Source organism: Arcobacter sp. F2176, assembly GCF_004116465.1.
In the GTDB taxonomy this organism is placed as follows: Bacteria; Campylobacterota; Campylobacteria; order Campylobacterales; family Arcobacteraceae; genus Arcobacter; species Arcobacter siniprincipis.
The window spans coordinates 1-17025 of sequence record NZ_PDJV01000022.1 but is presented as its reverse complement, the minus strand read 5'-3'; the positions used below and the strand labels follow the sequence as shown (position 1 = coordinate 17025).

The 17025-nt window shown below is 28.9% G+C and carries 17 protein-coding genes; 5 read left to right on the top strand and 12 right to left on the bottom strand.

The genetic code is table 11. The annotated features are described in order from the left end of the window. The first annotated feature begins 1 nt into the window (after position 1). Both CRU95_RS14290 and CRU95_RS14285 read left to right on the top strand, forming a co-directional pair. Positions 2–511, top strand: a complete 510-nt coding sequence (locus CRU95_RS14290) for a MotA/TolQ/ExbB proton channel family protein (RefSeq protein ID WP_129101797.1) — start codon at positions 2–4, stop codon at positions 509–511. Further along, the gene (locus CRU95_RS14285; RefSeq protein ID WP_129101796.1) at positions 508–897 is read left to right on the top strand and encodes a biopolymer transporter ExbD; all 390 of its coding nucleotides are present in this window, start codon (positions 508–510) and stop codon (positions 895–897) included. The genes CRU95_RS14290 and CRU95_RS14285 overlap by 4 nt, the downstream gene beginning before the upstream one ends. A gap of 21 nt (positions 898–918) precedes the next feature. On the opposite strand, the gene ureG is transcribed toward CRU95_RS14285, so the two are convergent. From ureG to CRU95_RS14255, 6 genes are read right to left on the bottom strand one after another with little or no spacing between them, the layout of a single operon-like run. Beyond that, positions 919–1506 (bottom strand): urease accessory protein UreG, encoded by a 588-nt coding sequence (ureG, locus tag CRU95_RS14280; protein ID WP_129101795.1) that lies wholly within the window; start codon positions 1504–1506, stop codon positions 919–921. Positions 1507–1519: 13 nt separating this feature from the next. Then, positions 1520–2218 (bottom strand): urease accessory protein UreF, encoded by a 699-nt coding sequence (locus CRU95_RS14275; RefSeq protein WP_129101794.1) that lies wholly within the window; start codon positions 2216–2218, stop codon positions 1520–1522. Beyond that, positions 2193–2639 (bottom strand): urease accessory protein UreE, encoded by a 447-nt coding sequence (locus tag CRU95_RS14270; protein ID WP_129101793.1) that lies wholly within the window; start codon positions 2637–2639, stop codon positions 2193–2195. Before CRU95_RS14270 ends, CRU95_RS14275 begins: the two co-directional genes overlap by 26 nt. 9 nt (positions 2640–2648) lie before the next feature. After that, positions 2649–4352: an urease subunit alpha gene (ureC, locus tag CRU95_RS14265; protein WP_129101792.1), complete on the bottom strand. Its 1704-nt coding sequence runs from the start codon at positions 4350–4352 to the stop codon at positions 2649–2651. A 1-nt stretch (position 4353) separates the two neighbouring features. Next, the gene (locus CRU95_RS14260; protein ID WP_129101791.1) at positions 4354–5034 is read right to left on the bottom strand and encodes an urease subunit gamma; all 681 of its coding nucleotides are present in this window, start codon (positions 5032–5034) and stop codon (positions 4354–4356) included. A gap of 18 nt (positions 5035–5052) precedes the next feature. After that, the gene (locus CRU95_RS14255; protein WP_129101790.1) at positions 5053–5805 is read right to left on the bottom strand and encodes an urease accessory protein UreD; all 753 of its coding nucleotides are present in this window, start codon (positions 5803–5805) and stop codon (positions 5053–5055) included. 232 nt (positions 5806–6037) lie between these two features. Here CRU95_RS14255 and CRU95_RS16855 point away from each other — a divergent pair, with 232 nt between their 5' ends. After that, positions 6038–6778, top strand: coding sequence for an ATP-binding protein (locus tag CRU95_RS16855; protein WP_258238731.1), 741 nt, complete (start codon positions 6038–6040; stop codon positions 6776–6778). After that, a complete protein-coding gene (locus tag CRU95_RS16920; protein ID WP_309109226.1) occupies positions 6775–7344 on the top strand; it encodes a DUF234 domain-containing protein in 570 nt (189 codons plus the stop codon). Before CRU95_RS16855 ends, CRU95_RS16920 begins: the two co-directional genes overlap by 4 nt. 356 nt (positions 7345–7700) lie before the next feature. Here CRU95_RS16920 and urtE read toward each other — a convergent pair whose 3' ends face one another. The 6 genes from urtE to CRU95_RS14220 form a co-directional block, all read right to left on the bottom strand. Continuing rightward, the gene (urtE, locus tag CRU95_RS14245) at positions 7701–8396 is read right to left on the bottom strand and encodes an urea ABC transporter ATP-binding subunit UrtE (protein WP_129101789.1); all 696 of its coding nucleotides are present in this window, start codon (positions 8394–8396) and stop codon (positions 7701–7703) included. Positions 8397–8516: 120 nt separating this feature from the next. Beyond that, positions 8517–9305: an urea ABC transporter ATP-binding protein UrtD gene (gene urtD / locus CRU95_RS14240; protein ID WP_129101788.1), complete on the bottom strand. Its 789-nt coding sequence runs from the start codon at positions 9303–9305 to the stop codon at positions 8517–8519. Then, positions 9305–10444: an urea ABC transporter permease subunit UrtC gene (urtC, locus tag CRU95_RS14235; protein WP_129101787.1), complete on the bottom strand. Its 1140-nt coding sequence runs from the start codon at positions 10442–10444 to the stop codon at positions 9305–9307. The genes urtD and urtC overlap by 1 nt, the downstream gene beginning before the upstream one ends. 10 nt (positions 10445–10454) lie before the next feature. Continuing rightward, positions 10455–12050: an urea ABC transporter permease subunit UrtB gene (urtB, locus tag CRU95_RS14230; RefSeq protein WP_129101786.1), complete on the bottom strand. Its 1596-nt coding sequence runs from the start codon at positions 12048–12050 to the stop codon at positions 10455–10457. A gap of 66 nt (positions 12051–12116) precedes the next feature. Beyond that, positions 12117–13394 carry an urea ABC transporter substrate-binding protein gene (gene urtA / locus CRU95_RS14225; protein ID WP_129101785.1) on the bottom strand — a complete coding sequence of 426 codons (1278 nt, stop codon included), beginning with the start codon at positions 13392–13394 and terminating at the stop codon, positions 12117–12119. Positions 13395–13487: 93 nt separating this feature from the next. Beyond that, on the bottom strand, positions 13488–15764 hold the full coding sequence (locus tag CRU95_RS14220) for a response regulator (RefSeq protein ID WP_258238730.1): 2277 nt from the start codon (positions 15762–15764) through the stop codon (positions 13488–13490). A gap of 96 nt (positions 15765–15860) precedes the next feature. Between CRU95_RS14220 and CRU95_RS14215 the strand changes: the two genes are divergently transcribed. Beyond that, positions 15861–16904, top strand: coding sequence for a hybrid sensor histidine kinase/response regulator (locus CRU95_RS14215; RefSeq protein WP_129101783.1), 1044 nt, complete (start codon positions 15861–15863; stop codon positions 16902–16904). Positions 16905–17025: the final 121 nt, after the last annotated feature.

Genomic DNA, 17025 nt, shown 5'->3' with positions numbered 1-17025 from the left:
CATGGGTATTGATTTAATGAGTTACATTGATAGAGGTGGAGTTATAGTATACATTCTAATTTTTTTAAATATTATTGGATTTACAATAATGTTTTGGAAATTAGTAGTTATTCTATCTTCAAGAGCTGGAAAAGAAAAAATTGTACAAGATATATTAGCTTTTGTAAAAACTACAAACAGCTCATTTGAGAAAGAGTCTGTTGAAAATGTAATAAATAGAAGAATAAGAAAATTAGAGTTTGGATTAAATACTGTAAAAATAATTGCATCAATTGCTCCTCTTTTAGGTCTTTTAGGAACAGTTATTGGGGTTTTAAACTCATTTGACTCTATTACTAAAAGTGGTTTGGGTGATCCATCTGTTTTCTCAAGTGGTATATCAGTAGCTCTTATTACAACAGTTGCAGGTTTAATTGTGGCTATTCCACATTATATTGGGTACAACTATATTATTGGAATATTAGATGATATTGAACTAAAAATTCAAAAAGAGGTTCTAAAAAGAATATGAAAAAAAGAGAGATTTTAACTCCTGATATTACGCCTCTTATTGATGTTGTTTTTATTCTTTTAATATTCTTTATTGTATCTTCTGTTTTTAAAAAAGATGAATTAGCCTTAGTTTTAAATCTGCCAACCTCAAGTGCAAAAGAGATAGAACTAAAACAAAAAGAAATTATAATTGAACTTGATAGAGGAAAATTAGCAATTTACGGAAAAGAAGTTTCAATATCTAATCTTGAAGAAGAGATAAGTAAAATAAAAGACAAGCAAAGAAATATTATCTTTAGAATAGACAAAGAAGTAAAATATGAAAGAGTTATTAAGATTTTAGATTTACTTCAAAAACATGAGCTATTTAATATTTCACTATTAACTGATAAAAAAGGTAAATAAAGATATTTCTTTATTTACCTTTTATAATAAAGCCTCTATCCAAGAAATAACTTGAACTAAACTTTTTTCATCTTTATTTGAAATAAAAACTGAGGGTTTATTTTTTCTATTATTTTCCACATCACTTTTCATAGATACTAAATCAACTCCAACATAAACAGCTAAGTCAGTTTTATTTACTACAAGTAAATCAGAAAAAAGTAATCCTGCACCTTTTTTACGAGGAATATCAGCCCCTTGTGCCACATCTATTACATACATATAATAATCAATCAACTCATAAGAAAAAGTTGCACTTAAATTATCTCCTCCACTTTCCACAAATGTTATATCTGGATTAAACTTTTTTTCAAGTTCTCGTACAGCTTTTTGATTCATAGAAATATCATCACGAATGGCAGTATGAGGACAACCACCTGTTTCAACACCTGTGATTCTATTCTCATCTAAATCAAGTGTTCTTTTTAAATAGTTTGCATCTTCTGTTGTATATATATCATTTGTCACGATTGCTAGTGAATATTTATCTTTTAGTATGTTTGTAAGACTTTCTATTAGTGAAGTCTTCCCACTTCCTACTGGTCCTGCTATTCCTATTTTTAAACTCATTTCTTATTTTCCTTTACGTTATAAACATCTTTGGTTCTAAATTCTTGTGAGAAAAAATGACTTCTTCAAAAAGAGGATTAAAGTTTGTAATCTTTTTATCAATATCTTCAAAAAGAATATTCTCTAATATTTCATCAAATTCAAAAAGCATTTTTTGTATTTGAGAGGGTTTTATTCTGGATATTTTAAGTGTCGTTGCTGCTATATTTATAAGATTTTTTTTAGTCCACATTACAATAAAATCTTCCATACAAATATCCAAGTCAAAAGATAGAGCACTTAAAACTATGATTTCATTTGCTTCACAAGTTTTATTATCTATATTTAAAAAATAGTTTTTTACTATATCTTTTGTGGGCAAACTTTTAATTTGGGCAAAATAGTTTTCACCAATATCTTTTGAAGCTTTTGCATATTCATAAGTCAAATATGAACCATACTCATTATCAAGTTTTTTTATTAGATTTAATTTATCATTTTCTAAAGCTTTATAGACTTTTTTGATATAAACAAACTCCATCTTTGAATATTGATCTATGATTAAGTTTTTTAAATAAATTTTCAAACTCTTTTCATCATAAACCACTTCTTTTACAATATGAGGCTCTAAACCAAAAGAGTGCACAAACATACCAGAGGGAAAAGTTCCATCAAGTATTTGCAAAAATCTACTTAAAGATTTAAGATTAGTGCGAGTGATGTGCTTTACCATTTGGTTTAAAGTACCCTTTTGTTTTTTCTACATTAATATTCTCATTTGTATAACAATCTTTTATAATATCACCTATAGAAATATCATCTAAGAGTGTAATTTTATAATCTTCTATCATTATGGGTTGATGTCTGTTTCCTATTTCATATGCTGTTTTTGCAAAAACTAAAGCATCTGAGAACTCTAAAACAAAAACCTCATCAACACTTCGTTTTACTTTGATAGCATAACCATCTTCACATATTAAAATATCATTTTCATGTAAATGAGTAAACTTTACTTTTACTACAAAATTTATACCACTTTTACTAACCCCTGTTAAATTTGGTTTTTGCATATCAAACCAAGATAGCTCAACCTCATCAGTTGCATCAATATCCTTACTTATCTTTGCAACTTTTTTTATCATGCAATTTTCCAAACTTTCCTCCTAGAACATAAAATATTTTTTTGCCATTGGTACTACTGAAACATAGTTTGATTCTATTAACTCTCCATTTACTGTTACATCATAAGTTTCTGGATTAACTTCAATATCTCCAATAAAATCATTTAATTTCATATCTTTTTTACCAATATTTCTTGTATTTTTCACTGCTAACATAGATTTGTCAATTTCTAACTTTTCTCTAATGCCACTATCTAAAGCTACTTTAGAAGTAAAAATAACACTTGTTTTTGCAGTTGCTTTTCCCAAACTTCCAAACATAGGTCTATACATATTTGGTTCTGGTGTTGGAATTGAAGCATTTGAATCACCCATCATACTAAGTGCTATAAATCCACCTTTGATGATAATTTCAGGTTTCACTCCAAAAAATGCTCTATTCCATAAAACTAAGTCAGCCATTTTACCAACTTCAATACTTCCCACATACTCATCTATTCCACAAGCAATTGCTGGATTTATTGTATATTTTGCGATGTATCTTTTAATTCTATTATTATCACTTAACTCATCATCTCCAAGTAAAGCACCTCTTTGTTTTTTCATAGAATCAGCCACTTGCCAAGTTCTTGTAAGTACTTCCCCTACTCTTCCCATAGCTTGTGAATCGCTACTTGTGATACTAATAGCTCCCAAGTCATGTAACACATCTTCAGCTGCAATTGTCTTGCCTCTAATACGACTCTCTGCAAAACTTACATCTTCTGGAATCTTTGGACTTAAATGGTGACAAACCATAAGCATATCAAGATGTTCTTCTATTGTATTTTTTGTATATGGTAGAGTTGGATTAGTACTTGATGGTAAGACATTTGCTAAACCAGCCACTTTCATAATATCAGGGGCATGTCCCCCACCTGCTCCTTCACTATGAAAGGTATGTATTGTTCTATCTTTAAAAGAATCAACAGTATTATCTACAAATCCTGATTCATTTAATGTATCTGTATGAATAGCAACTTGCACATCATACTCATCTGCAACACTTAAACAAGTATCAATAGCCTTTGGAGTACTTCCCCAATCCTCATGCAGTTTTAGTCCCATAGCTCCAGCTTTTATTTGAACCTCTAAAGCCTCTTTACAAGAACTATTTCCTTTTCCCATAAAACCAAAGTTAAGTGGTAAGTTATCAACACTTTGTATCATCTTACCTATATTCCACTCCCCTGGAGTACAAGTTGTGGCATTTGTTCCTGTATTTGGGCCAGTTCCCCCACCTACCATAGTAGTAACTCCACTAGCTAGTGCAACATCAATTTGACCAGGGCTTATAAAATGAATATGAGAATCTATACCACCAGCAGTTATGATTTTACCCTCAGCAGACAATATTTCTGTATTTGCACCTATTTCTAAACCTTCTGTAATACCATCACAAAGGTTTGGATTTCCAGATTTTCCAATAGCCGATATTATTCCATCTTTGATACCTATATCAGCTTTGTAAATACCTGTATAATCAATAATAACAGCATTTGTAATAATCAAATCAGCAACATCTACAGCAGTTGGACTTTGTGCCATACCATCTCTTACTGTTTTACCACCACCAAACTTACTCTCTTCTCCATAAGTTGTATAATCTTTTTCTATCTTAGCTATTAAAGATGTATCAGCGAGTCTAAATCTATCACCAGTCGTTGGTCCATACATTGAAGCATATTTTTCTTTTGATATTTTCATCTTATACTCCTAGGAACTTTTCTAAATTTTTCATGGCATTTTCTTTTGTTGGAACATCATCTAAAAATCCCTCAACCAAACCATTAAATCCACTCATATATCTTTTTCCACTAAAATCTATTAGATTTATCTCTTTTATTGAACCTGGCTCAAATCGTACTGAAGTTCCTGCTGGAACATCAAGTCTTTTTCCATAAGCTTTTACTCTATCAAAGGCAAGTTCCTTATTAACTTCAAAAAAGTGATAGTGTGATCCAATTTGCACTGGTCTATCGCCCTTGTTTTCTACTTGTATTGTGGCAATTTTTTTATTTTCATTTAGAGCTATTTCACCTTCACTTACAAAATATTCACCCGGTTCTATTTTTGCTTTTTTACTTGTAGTAATAGGATTGTGAACTGTAACGAGTTTTGTACCATCATCAAAGGTAGCTTCTATTTGAACCATATGCATCATAGAGGCAATTCCATCCATAACATCATCTTCACCTAAAACCTTTGTAGCATCAACCATAAGTTGTGCTACAGTTTTACCTTCCCTTGCACCTTCAAGAATATATGAACTCAAAATTGCAACAGCTTCTGGATAGTTTAGCTTTAAACCTTTTTCTTTTCGCTCAAGTGCCAATTTTGAAGCTGTATAAATCATCAATCTTTCTTGTTCACGATTTGTTAGAAACATCTCTTACCTCCAGTTAATTTATTGTTTTCCTAGACTAAATTTCTTTTTATTTAAATCATTTCTATAAAGTTCCCAGATATACATAACTTTTGATTTAAGCTCTGACATACTGTTTGAACTAATTACTCCAATAATAATTCTTTTATTATGACTAAAAGAAAAAGATTCAAAGCCATTTTGCTGTATATTTTTTATTAGATTGTCATTTTCTTTTATTTTAATATATATTTTTGCAAAAATAAAATTATCACTGCTTTTTCTATAAATATAATCTTTAAGCTCATCACCACACACATCAAACTTTTCTATGTATTCAAGTTTACTCTCACATGAAAAACTGTTTTTTATTAACATCTTTGAGAAAACAAAGTCCTCGAAACTTCTTCCACGACTTAATATATCTGAATAAAAAAATGTTGAACTATCATCACACTTTAAATTAAAAAACTGAATATATTTTGAGTCTTTGTATAAAATAAGTTCATCATTTAGAAACTCTAGGTTTGAACTATTTTCTAATCTTATATCTATTTTGTTTATTCCATACTCTTTTTTAGATGGATAGATTTTTGTAGCTGATTCAGTTGTTAGAATTAGGTTTGAGTTATCAAGTTTAAATGATGTTCTTATTTTATCTTTGGGAAATATTCCCTCTCCAATATTTAAGAGCTTTATATAATTCTCTTCATTTTGAAAATAGTAGTATCTTGAGGGAAGTTCTAATTTATCTAAAGAAAACTTATTATTTTCAAACTTAAATTTTATATTCATTTTTTTCCTAAAATTGTGCTTTAATTCATAATATTTTATCACAAAAATAGAGATTACTTTTTCTTTAGCTGTATAAATTATATATAGATTTAGGCTCTTGACTTTTGAAAAAACAACACTAAAGCAACACTTCTTAAATATGAATTTAAAGGTGGCGACTGTCCCTTTTTTCTTCAAAAATTAGAATAATTTTGTTATAATAACACAGGTTATCATAACAAAGGTTTTTATAATGAAATTTTACAATAGAGAAAAAGAGCTTGAAGTTCTAAAAAAAGCAGATATATTAAAATCTCAAAAATCAATAATGACAATGTTAATAGGTAGAAGAAGAGTTGGAAAAACAACTCTTGTTTTACAAAATTATTCAAATGAAAAGGTTTTATATTTTTTTGTTTCTAAAAAAAATGAACAACTGCTTTGTGAAGAGTTCTGTAACGAAATAGTTGATAAGTTAGAAGTTAAGATTTTTGGAAAAGTTACAAAATTTGAAGAACTTTTTGAATATATTTTAGAGCTTGGAAAAACAAAATCATTTACACTTATAATTGATGAATTTCAAGAGTTTTTTAGAATAAATGAATCAATTTATTCATCTATGCAAAAACTTTGGGATTTAAATAAAGATAAAACAAATATTCATCTTATAACTTGTGGTTCTGTTTATTCACTAATGAAAAAAATCTATGAAGATAATAAAGAGCCACTTTTTGGAAGATGTGATTTTAAAGTAGATTTAAAACCTTTGAAAGTTAGTGTATTAAAAGAGATTTTAAAAGACTACAACTCATATTCAAATGAAAACTTACTAGATTTTTTCCTTTTAACAGGTGGAGTTGCAAAATATATTGAACTATTTATTTTAAATAGTAGTTTTGATTTAAAATCAATGATAGATACAATAATTGACCCAAACTCAATGTTTTTAGAAGAGGGTAAAAATAGACTTATAGAAGAGTTTGGAAAAGAATAGGAACATATTTTTCAATTCTTGCACTTATCTCTGATTCAAAAACTTCAAGAAGTGAAATAGAATCTATCTTAGAGAAAAACATTTCAGGACATTTATCACGACTTGAAAAGGACTATAACATCATAAAATCAATCAAACCAATAAATGCAAAACCAAACTCAAAAATTCAAAAATATGAAATAGTAGATAACTTTTTAGCTTTTTGGTTTAGATTTATTTTTAAATACCAATCACTTATCGAAGCTGAAAATTTTGATAGATTAAAAAAGATTATTTATAGAGATATTTCAACTTTTAAAGGAAAATTCCTTGAAAAGCTTTTTGTTGAACTATTAAAAGAGAAACAAACTTTTACAACTATTGGTTCATATTGGGAACGAAATAATCAAAATGAAATAGATATAGTCGCTATTGATGATATAGATAAAAAACTTCTTATTTGTGAAGTAAAACTAAATGAAAAACGACTAAGTTATAATGATTTAGTTTTAAAATCTCAAAAATTAGTACAAGAATATAAAGGTTATGAGATTGAATATAGGCTTTTATCTGTAAAAGATATTTAAAAAATGGTATTTGTCCCCTTTTATTTTATTTTCAGATTTTATAATAAATGGAGGCTTTCCGATAGTTTTTTCATTTTTCTTTTCTTTATTCTCACAGCCATTAAAGAAAATAAGTACTAATAATAAAATAATAAGATTTTTCACTATTTAATTCATCCAAAGAAATGTATAATCCCAAGTATTGCACCAAGTGGAAGGAAAAATGTTCCTGCAATATTAAGAAACTTTGTTCCAAAAAAATCTTTCATATTTTATTCCAAATTAATTTTCATTGATGGTACAATAAATTTAATAAAATTAATGTTTATTATATAAGAATACTCCCAACTAAAAAGTTGGGAAAAAAAAGAAAAAATCTAAACCGACATATACTTCCGAATAATCTCATCACTAAGTTGCCCAATCTCTCCTTGTGCAACTACACTTCCCCTATCTACTACATAAAAATCATCACCATGTCGTCTGGCAAATGGAAGCTTTTGTTCCACAAGTAAAACTGTCATATCTTCTTCTTTTGTAAGATAATCAATTACTTCCCCAATTTGAGCTACAATATTTGGTTGTATCCCTTCACTTGGCTCATCAAGAATTAAAAACTTTGGATCAATACAAAGTGCTCGGGCGATTGCAAGTTGTTGTTGTTGACCTCCTGATAAATCCCCACCTTTTCTTTTTTGCATATCTTTAAGTACTGGGAAAAGTTCATATATCTTTTCTGGAACTTTTAAGATTTTATTTCTATTTGCCAAAACTCCAATTTGCAAGTTTTCTAGGACACTTAGTTGTGAAAATATCTCTCTTCCTTGAGGAACATAACCTATTGCAATACTTGCCCGTTTGTGATCTGGTAGTTTTGAAATATCTTGTCCATCATAAATGATTTGCCCATCACGAATAGGAAGTAAACCCATAATAACTTTACTAAGTGTTGTTTTACCAACTCCATTTCTTCCCATAAGACAAGTACAACGACCCTTTTTAATCTCTAAATTCAAATCCCAAAGGGTATGACTTTGACCATAAAATTGATTTATATTTTCTATTTTTAACATCTGTTTCCCTTCAATTAAAAAAAATTCAAAGTATGTTGCTAGTACAAGGCGGAAACTTGAAGGTTTACTATAAGTAAATCAAAAGTTTTCAACGCCGTAATAGTGGCATAATTTGAATTTTTATTCTCCTAAATATACTTTTCGCACTTTTTCATTGTTCTGTATCGCATCCATATTACCTTCTGCCAAAACAGAACCCTCATGTAGCACAGTTACTTTTGAAGCGATACTTCGTATAAACTCCATATCATGTTCAACCACAACTACAGCATTTTCTTTTGATAAACTTGTCAAAATCTCTGCTGTTTTGTCCACCTCTTGTGGTGTCATTCCTGCAACGGGTTCATCTACTAGAAGTAACTTTGGCTCTTGCATGATAAGCATACCTATTTCAAGCCACTGTTTTTGACCGTGAGATAAAATACCAGCATCCATATTGTAAAGCTCTTTTAGACCAATTAATTTCATAGTCTCTTCTATTTTGTCTTTTTGCTCACTTCCTAGTTTCGAAAAAAGTGTTTTAAAAAATCTTTTATCATCTTTCATTGCTAACTCTAAATTTTCGAAAACTGAATGATTTTGAAATACTGTTGGTTTTTGGAATTTTCTCCCAATACCTATTTCAGAAATTGTTGGTTCATCTAGTTCTAATAAATTTACGGCATTACCAAATACAACTTCTCCCTCATCAGGTCTAGTTTTTCCTGTAACCACATCCATCATAGTAGATTTTCCTGCACCATTGGCTCCAATGATACATCTAAGTTCCCCATAGTTTATGGAAAAACTTAAGTTATTTAAGGCTTTAAATCCATCAAAACTAACACTAACGCCATCAACTAATAATATTCTATCTCCAATTTTAAGATTACCAATATTTTGTTCATTTTCATGTCTTAATAGATTCATTATTTAGCCTTTCCAAGTTTTCCATTGATTTTACTTATAAGTCCAACTACACCTTGTGGAAGATATAAAGTTACAAGCACAAACAATCCACCTAAAGCATATAACCAAACTTCTGGAAGTGCAGAGGTAAAATATGTACTTGCAAAATTTACAATAATTGCTCCAATGATTGCACCATATAAAGTTCCTCTTCCACCTATTGCTACCCAAATAACAAGTTCAATAGAAAATAGTGGTGAGAAAACTCCTGGATTTATGATGCCCACTTGTGGAACATAAAGTGCTCCTGCTATTCCTGCAAGTATTGCTGAAACTACAAATATAAATACTTTGTATTGTTCAACTTTATATCCAATAAATCTCACCCTACTCTCTTCATCTCTAATAGATATAATTACACGACCTAATCTTGAGTTGATAATAAATCTACAAATCAAATATCCCAAAGTCAAAGCTAAAAAAGTAATTATAAGAAGTCCTACTCTTGTCGTATCCGCTTGTAAATCAAATCCTAAAATATCTTTAAAATCTGTCAACCCATTATTTCCACCAAAGCCCATATCATTTCTAAAAAATGCTAACATAAGTGCATAAGTCATTGCTTGAGTTATGATTGAAAGATAAACTCCTGTAACTCTTGATTTAAAAGCAAACCAGCCAAAAACAAAAGCTAAGATTGCAGGTACGAGCATAATCATTATAAAAGTAAACAAAGGATTATCAAATCCATACCAAAACCATGGTAACTCTTTTAAGTTCATAAATACCATAAAATCTGGTAAATCAGGATTCCCATAAACTCCTCTATCACCTATTTGACGCATAAGATACATAGCAAACCCATATCCACCAAGGGCAAAAAATGCTCCATGACCAAGGCTTAAAACCCCTAAATATCCCCACACTAAATCTAATGCAAGTGCTAAAAGAGCAAATGCTAAATATTTACCTAAAATCGTAACTGTAAAAGTTGAGATATAAAATGCTGAACTACTTGGTACAAATAAATTACAAAATGATACTACAAATACTACAACTGCAAGAGTTGATAAAACTATCTTCCCACCTTTGTCATTTTCCAAAATTTTAAAAATTATTGATTTATTTTTACCTGCAAGCAGGATTTCACTTTGTTTCATCATTTTCCCCTTAATCCTGTGCATCTCGACCTTTTTGAGGAAATAATCCTCTAGGTCTTTTTTGTATAAATAAAATAATAAATACTAAGATAATAACTTTTGCTAACACTGCTCCTGAAATTGGCTCAATAAACTTGTTAATTTCACCTAAAGTAAGGGCTGCTATTAAAGTTCCCCATAGATTTCCAACTCCACCAAATACAACAACCATAAAACTATCCACAATATAAGCTTGTCCTAGATTTGGTCCCACATTTGTAAGTTGAGATAGGGCAACCCCTGCAACTCCTGCTATTCCTGAACCTATTCCAAAAGTAGCTGCATCTATAAAACTTGATTTTATACCCATAGCTCTTGCAATTGGTCTATTTTGTGAAACAGCTCTTACTTTTAACCCTAAAGAAGTCTTTTTCATAACATACAAAATCGCTAAAAATACCATTACAGAAAATATCACGATATATAATCTATTGTATGTAAGAAACAGTGAACTATTTACTTCCCAAGCTCCACTCATCCATGAAGGAGTTTTTACTTCTTGATTAAGTGGTGAATATATTGTTCGCACTAACTGTTGTAAAATCAAACTTACCCCAAAAGTTGCAAGTAGTGTTTCAAGAGGTCTTCCATAAAGATGTCTTATCACCAATCTTTCTATTATGATTCCCACAATTCCACTTACTATAAAAGCAGCAGGAATTGCGATAATCACAGAGTATTCAATGAGATTTGGGAAAAGTTGTTGAATCGTATATGTGGTATAAGCACCTATCATAATAAGTTCACCATGCGCCATATTGATTACTTTCATAACACCAAAGGTAATTGCTAAGCCAATAGCTGCTAAAAGTAAAACAGAACCCATACTAAGTCCAAAAAATGCAGTTTCGATAAATGAATAAATACTCTTTTTTATCTCAACTATATCAAGTGAAGATTCAGCTATTGTTTTTAGTTTTTCATCTTCACTATTATTAAGTACATCTTTTAGTGTTGCAAGAGTTTTAGATGAAATAAAACCTCCAAGTTTATCTACAGCTTTATATTTTTCTTCAGCAGTTCCATATTGAGCAATTAAAATAGTATTTGCCTCATCTAAAATATCTCTAATATTTGAGGATTTTTCACTTTGTAAAGCCTCAATGATAATCTCCTTATCATCAAGTTTTAGGTTTTTTAATAAATTTTTAGCAGAATTTAATCTTTTATCTTCATCAGTAGAAAAAAGATTTATTTTTGCCAAAGATGCTTTTATAATATTTCTTAATTTATTATTGATTTTAACTTTTTTAAAATCATATTTTGAAGCTTCACTTAACTTCTCGCCAGAAAAAACATCAACTGTATGATAGTTATTCTCTTTTTTCTCTTTTAAAAATACAATTTGTTTATCACTTTTTGTATAATATAAATCTCCTGCTAAAAGTTTTTGTAATAAGTACTCAAACTTTTTTTCACTTTTATACTTTTTAGTTAAATCTAATATAACTATTTCTTTTTTAGAATAACTATTTGTCAAAAGTTCTTGTGAATCACTTTGAAGATCTGAAGCAATTAGTGAAGATAAAATTAATAAATTAAGCAATATTATTTTTAAGATTTTCATGATTACCTTTCATTTATTATGTAGAGCAAAGAAATATGAGAGTTGAACTCTCATATTTTAATTTTGTTAGTTAGCACCCATACACTTTTTAGTTTTAGTGTTATAGTTTCCACAATTGATTGGTTTAGTCCAATCTGAGATTAAGTCTTTACTTCCTGGTAAGTAGTTTGACCAAGCATCACCTGGAACTTCTTTTTCAGTTTGCCATACAGTTTCAAATTGGCCATCTTCTTGAATCTCACCGATTAAAACAGGTTTTGTAATATGGTGATTTTTAAGCATAGTTGCAGTTCCACCAGTAAGATTTGGAACAGATAATCCAACGATTGCCTCTCTTACTTTATCAACATTTGTAGTTCCAGCTTTTTCAACAGCTTTTACCCATAAATTAAATCCGATGTAAGTAGCTTCCATTGGGTCATTTGTAACTCTTTTATCATCTTTAATATATTTATGCCAAGTTGAAATAAATTTGTCATTTTCTGGAGTAGAAACACTTTCAAAATAATTCCATGCAGCTAAATGACCAACTAAAGGTTTAGTATCAAGTCCTGATAGCTCTTCTTCTCCAACAGAGAATGCAATAACTGGAATAGATGAAGATGTAATACCTTGGTTACCTAATTCTTTATAAAAAGGAACATTTGCATCACCATTGATTGTAGATACAACAGCAGTTTTTTTACCAGCGCTTCCGAATTTTTTGATTTCACTTACAATACTTTGCCAATCAGAGTGTCCAAATGGAGTATAGTTAATCATAATATCAGATGATTTAACACCTTTTGATTTTAAGTATGCTTCTAAGATTTTATTTGTAGTTCTTGGATATACATAATCAGTACCAGCTAAAACCCATCTTTTAACACCCATATCGTTCATAAGATAATCAACTGCAGGAATTGCTTGTTGGTTAGGCGCAGCACCTGTATAAAATACATTTTTGCTAGACTCTTCACCCTCATATTGAACAGGATAAAAAAGTAAACCATTTAACTCTTCAACAACTGGAAGAACTGATTTTCTAGAAACTGATGTCCAACAACCAAATGTAACATCAACTTTATCTTTAGTTAAAAGTCCTCTCATCTTTTCAGCAAACAGTGGCCAGTTTGATGCAGGGTCAACTACAACTGGTTCTATTTTTTTACCTAATAAACCACCTTTTTTATTTTGCTCATCAATAAGCATTAAAACTGTATCTTTTAAAGTTGTTTCTGAAATCGCCATTGTTCCAGATAGTGAGTGTAAAACACCAACTTTGATTGTATCAGCAGCTTGAGCCATCATACTCATAGTTACAATTGCTGATGCAGCTAAAACTTTTGTGAATCTACTTTTCATTTATTCTCCTTTAGATTTAGTCTCTTTGACTACTAAGGGAAGTATAAAATAGAAGTGTTGTTTAAGTGTTGTTTTTTTGTAAAGTTAAAAAGTTTACTGTATATTTTTTATACAGATTTCACTTATCTCTTTATATTTGAAGTTTTCCACAAGTTCTTTTAAATATAGTTTTAAATCATTTTCAATATCACTATTTTCTAAAAACTGCTCAATACTAGAAGAGTCCATTAATAAAGCGAATTCATTTAGTTTTATAAAAAACTTTTTATCAAGTTTTGATATTCTTTCAAAAATATCAGCTTTTTCTTCATTATTTTCTAAATATTTTAATTTCAAATTAAAATACTTTGCCAAAATAATTAATAACTCTTTTTCATCAACTGGTTTTGCTAAAAATCCATCTGCTCCACTTTGTATTGCTATTTCTTTATCTTCATTAAATACATTTGCAGATACTGCAACTATTGGTATATTTTTGTCTTTTTCATCTTTTCTTATAAGCTTTATAGTTTCTAAGCCATCTAAGCCACTCATTTTTATATCCATAAAAATAAGATTAAACTCTTGCTTTTCAAAAAGTTCAATGGCCTCATATCCACTACTTGCTTGAAATACTTCAAAGCCATGGGAAGTTAATATTTGTGTTAATAGATTTCTATTTACTTCAATATCATCAACTACAAGAATAGTTTTTTTATTTTTATTCTTTTCTATTCCTATAATATCTTTTAATTTTAACTGAGCATCAATATCACTACTATTTGCATTTTTATAATCAACACTAAAATAAAACTCTGTTCCAAGATTAACTTTACTTTTTGCATAAATAGAACCATTCATTAAAGTTACTAACTCTTTTGTAATAGATAGTCCCAATCCTGTTCCATTTTTATTATAATCTTCATGTTTAATTTGCTCAAAGGGTTTAAATATTCTTTTTAAATCTTTATTATCAATACCTATTCCACTATCTTTTATTTCAAAAAATAGTTTTTGGCTCTTTTCATATAAATATAGTGATATTTCACCTTCATTTGTAAATTTCAAACTATTACTTAAGAGATTTATAAGTATTTGCCGAAGTCTTAAATCATCCATTTTTACAACTTCAGGTAGATTATCATCTAAAACAATTTTAAACTCCAAGCCCTTTTCTTTACATCTAAAGGCAAAAATTGAATTAATATCTTCTATTAACTCTTTTAGATTAAAAACTTTTGGAATAATTTCTATTTTTCCAGCTTCGATTTTTGATAATTCTAAAATTTCATTTATGATATTTAAAAGATGTTCTCCACTTCTTTTGATTATATTTAAATTGTTTTTTTCTTCTTGTGTAGCATTCATAGATTTTTTTAAAATATTTGAAAATCCAAGTATAGCATTTAGGGGAGTTCGAAGTTCATGACTCATTCTTGCTAGAAATATAGATTTTGCTTTATTTGCACTTTTTGCTTCTTCCATGGCAAGTTTGATTTGGTGTTCACTCTCTATTAGTTTTTTAGTATTTTCTTTGAAAATAGAAACAGAACCTATCATGTCGCCCACTTCATCATCATACTTGTTCTTATCCAACTCCACACTCATATCATTTGATGAAAGTTTTAACATGGCAACTCTTAATAAATCTATTGGGTAAATGATTCTAAATAAAATTATAAAAAATGACATCAAGAAAAAAATAACTGAAAAAAGAACTATCACATTTACATAAAACTCTTGTTGTTTTACGGTCTTTCTCTCATCATTTACTCTTTCTTGGGTTCTTTTTTCAAAGGCTTTATAGAAGTTATCCAAAGGTTGCATAATTCTTATTTTTGCTTTGTGATACTCATCTGAGTGCATAAGTTCCCTTGCTAGTTTAAAATCAGGTTTTCCTTTTATAGTAAAATTTCCATTTTCATCTTCAAAGATTCCTTTAACTGCATTCATGGCTTTGTGTTCAAGGTTTGTTAAATCATCCGATTCATTTTGTGAAGCAAAAAGTAAATTTAACTCTTCATCTGGGAAGTTTGCCCTTTTCATAAGATCTCTTAAAGGAACTTTTTCACCATCTAAAATAGGCTTTGTACCATCTAAAGTATAAAAATCCCAAAATATTCCATTATATCTTTTGGGTCTATTCTTTTTCCCATTCCTTATATCCAATACTGTTTTATATTGTTCTTCAAATAATGGATTTCCAGTAATCACATAAGTTCTTGCCATCCTTGTCAGGTCATCACTACTTTGTCTTAGCTCATGGGCAAGGATAAGTGATTTGTATTGTAGTTGATAGGCATTTTCTAGTTTTACTGTAGAGTTTTGGTATTTATTTATGACAACTGCAACACTAATAAAAGAAATAGTATTTAATATAAAAAGTAACATAAAGAGTTTTTTTAGATTCAAGGAGGTGCCTCATTTTGATTTTATATCTTTTACTCTATAATCTTATCAACAAAGCAATATAAAATGAGATAATTGATGCATAAAAAATATACAATATTAATCATAGATGATAAAAATGAAAATCTTCATTATCTAAATAGCATACTAAAAGTTTATGATTATAATATTAGAGCCACTACTGATCCTAGTTTTGCTTTAACTTCGTCAGAAAGTTATCCTCCTGATTTAATCTTACTTGATATTAAAATGCCAAATATTGATGGCTTTGAAGTTTGTAAATTATTTAAAGAAAAGGATAAATTAAAAGATATTCCTATTATTTTCATAAGTGCCATTGATGATATAGAAATAAAAGTAAAAGCTTTCGAACAAGGTGGAGTTGATTATATTACTAAACCCTTTGAAAAGGAAGAAGTACTTGCTAGAATAAAGACTCAACTTAAGATTTTTGAAAATAATCAAACTATTTTAAGCCTTCTTCAACAACAAGATTTTTTCTTAAAAAAAATAATCCATGAGATGAATACTCCACTTAGTATTATTTCACTAAATGTAGATAATTTGGAGCGACAATTAGGACCAAAAGAACAATTTGAAGCCATAAAAGCTTCATCAAAATCTCTCTCTTCTATTTATAATGACCTTTACTATTTAACAAAAAAACAAACTATGCAAAAACAAATAAAAGTGATAAATCTTGTAAACTTTTTATCTTCAAGAATAATCTTTTTTGATGAGATTGCAAAAACAAAAAATATCATTTTGGACTTAGAGATAAGTGATGAATTTGAAATTTCAATAGATGAATATGAGTTCGAGAGAATAATTGATAATACACTTTCAAATGCCATAAAATACTCATTTGAAAATACAACAGTAGTAATTGCTCTCAAAAACTATCAAGTAGAAGTAATAAATGAAGGAATAAAAATACAAGATACCTCTTTAATTTTTGAAAAATATTATCAAGAAAAAGTAAAAAACATAGGTCTTGGACTAGGACTAAATATCGTAAAGTCAATTTGTGAAAATTATGATATAAACATAGAAATACTTTCAAATGAATTTACAACATTTAGATATATATTTCCAAAAAACCTTATAAATAAAGGCTCTTAAAATGAAAATATTTTTACTAGAAGATGACTATTCACTTAATAAAATCATAAAACTCTCACTAGAAAATAGAGGTTTTTTTGTAGAAAACTGTACAGATGGATATGAAGCAGCTAGTAAAATC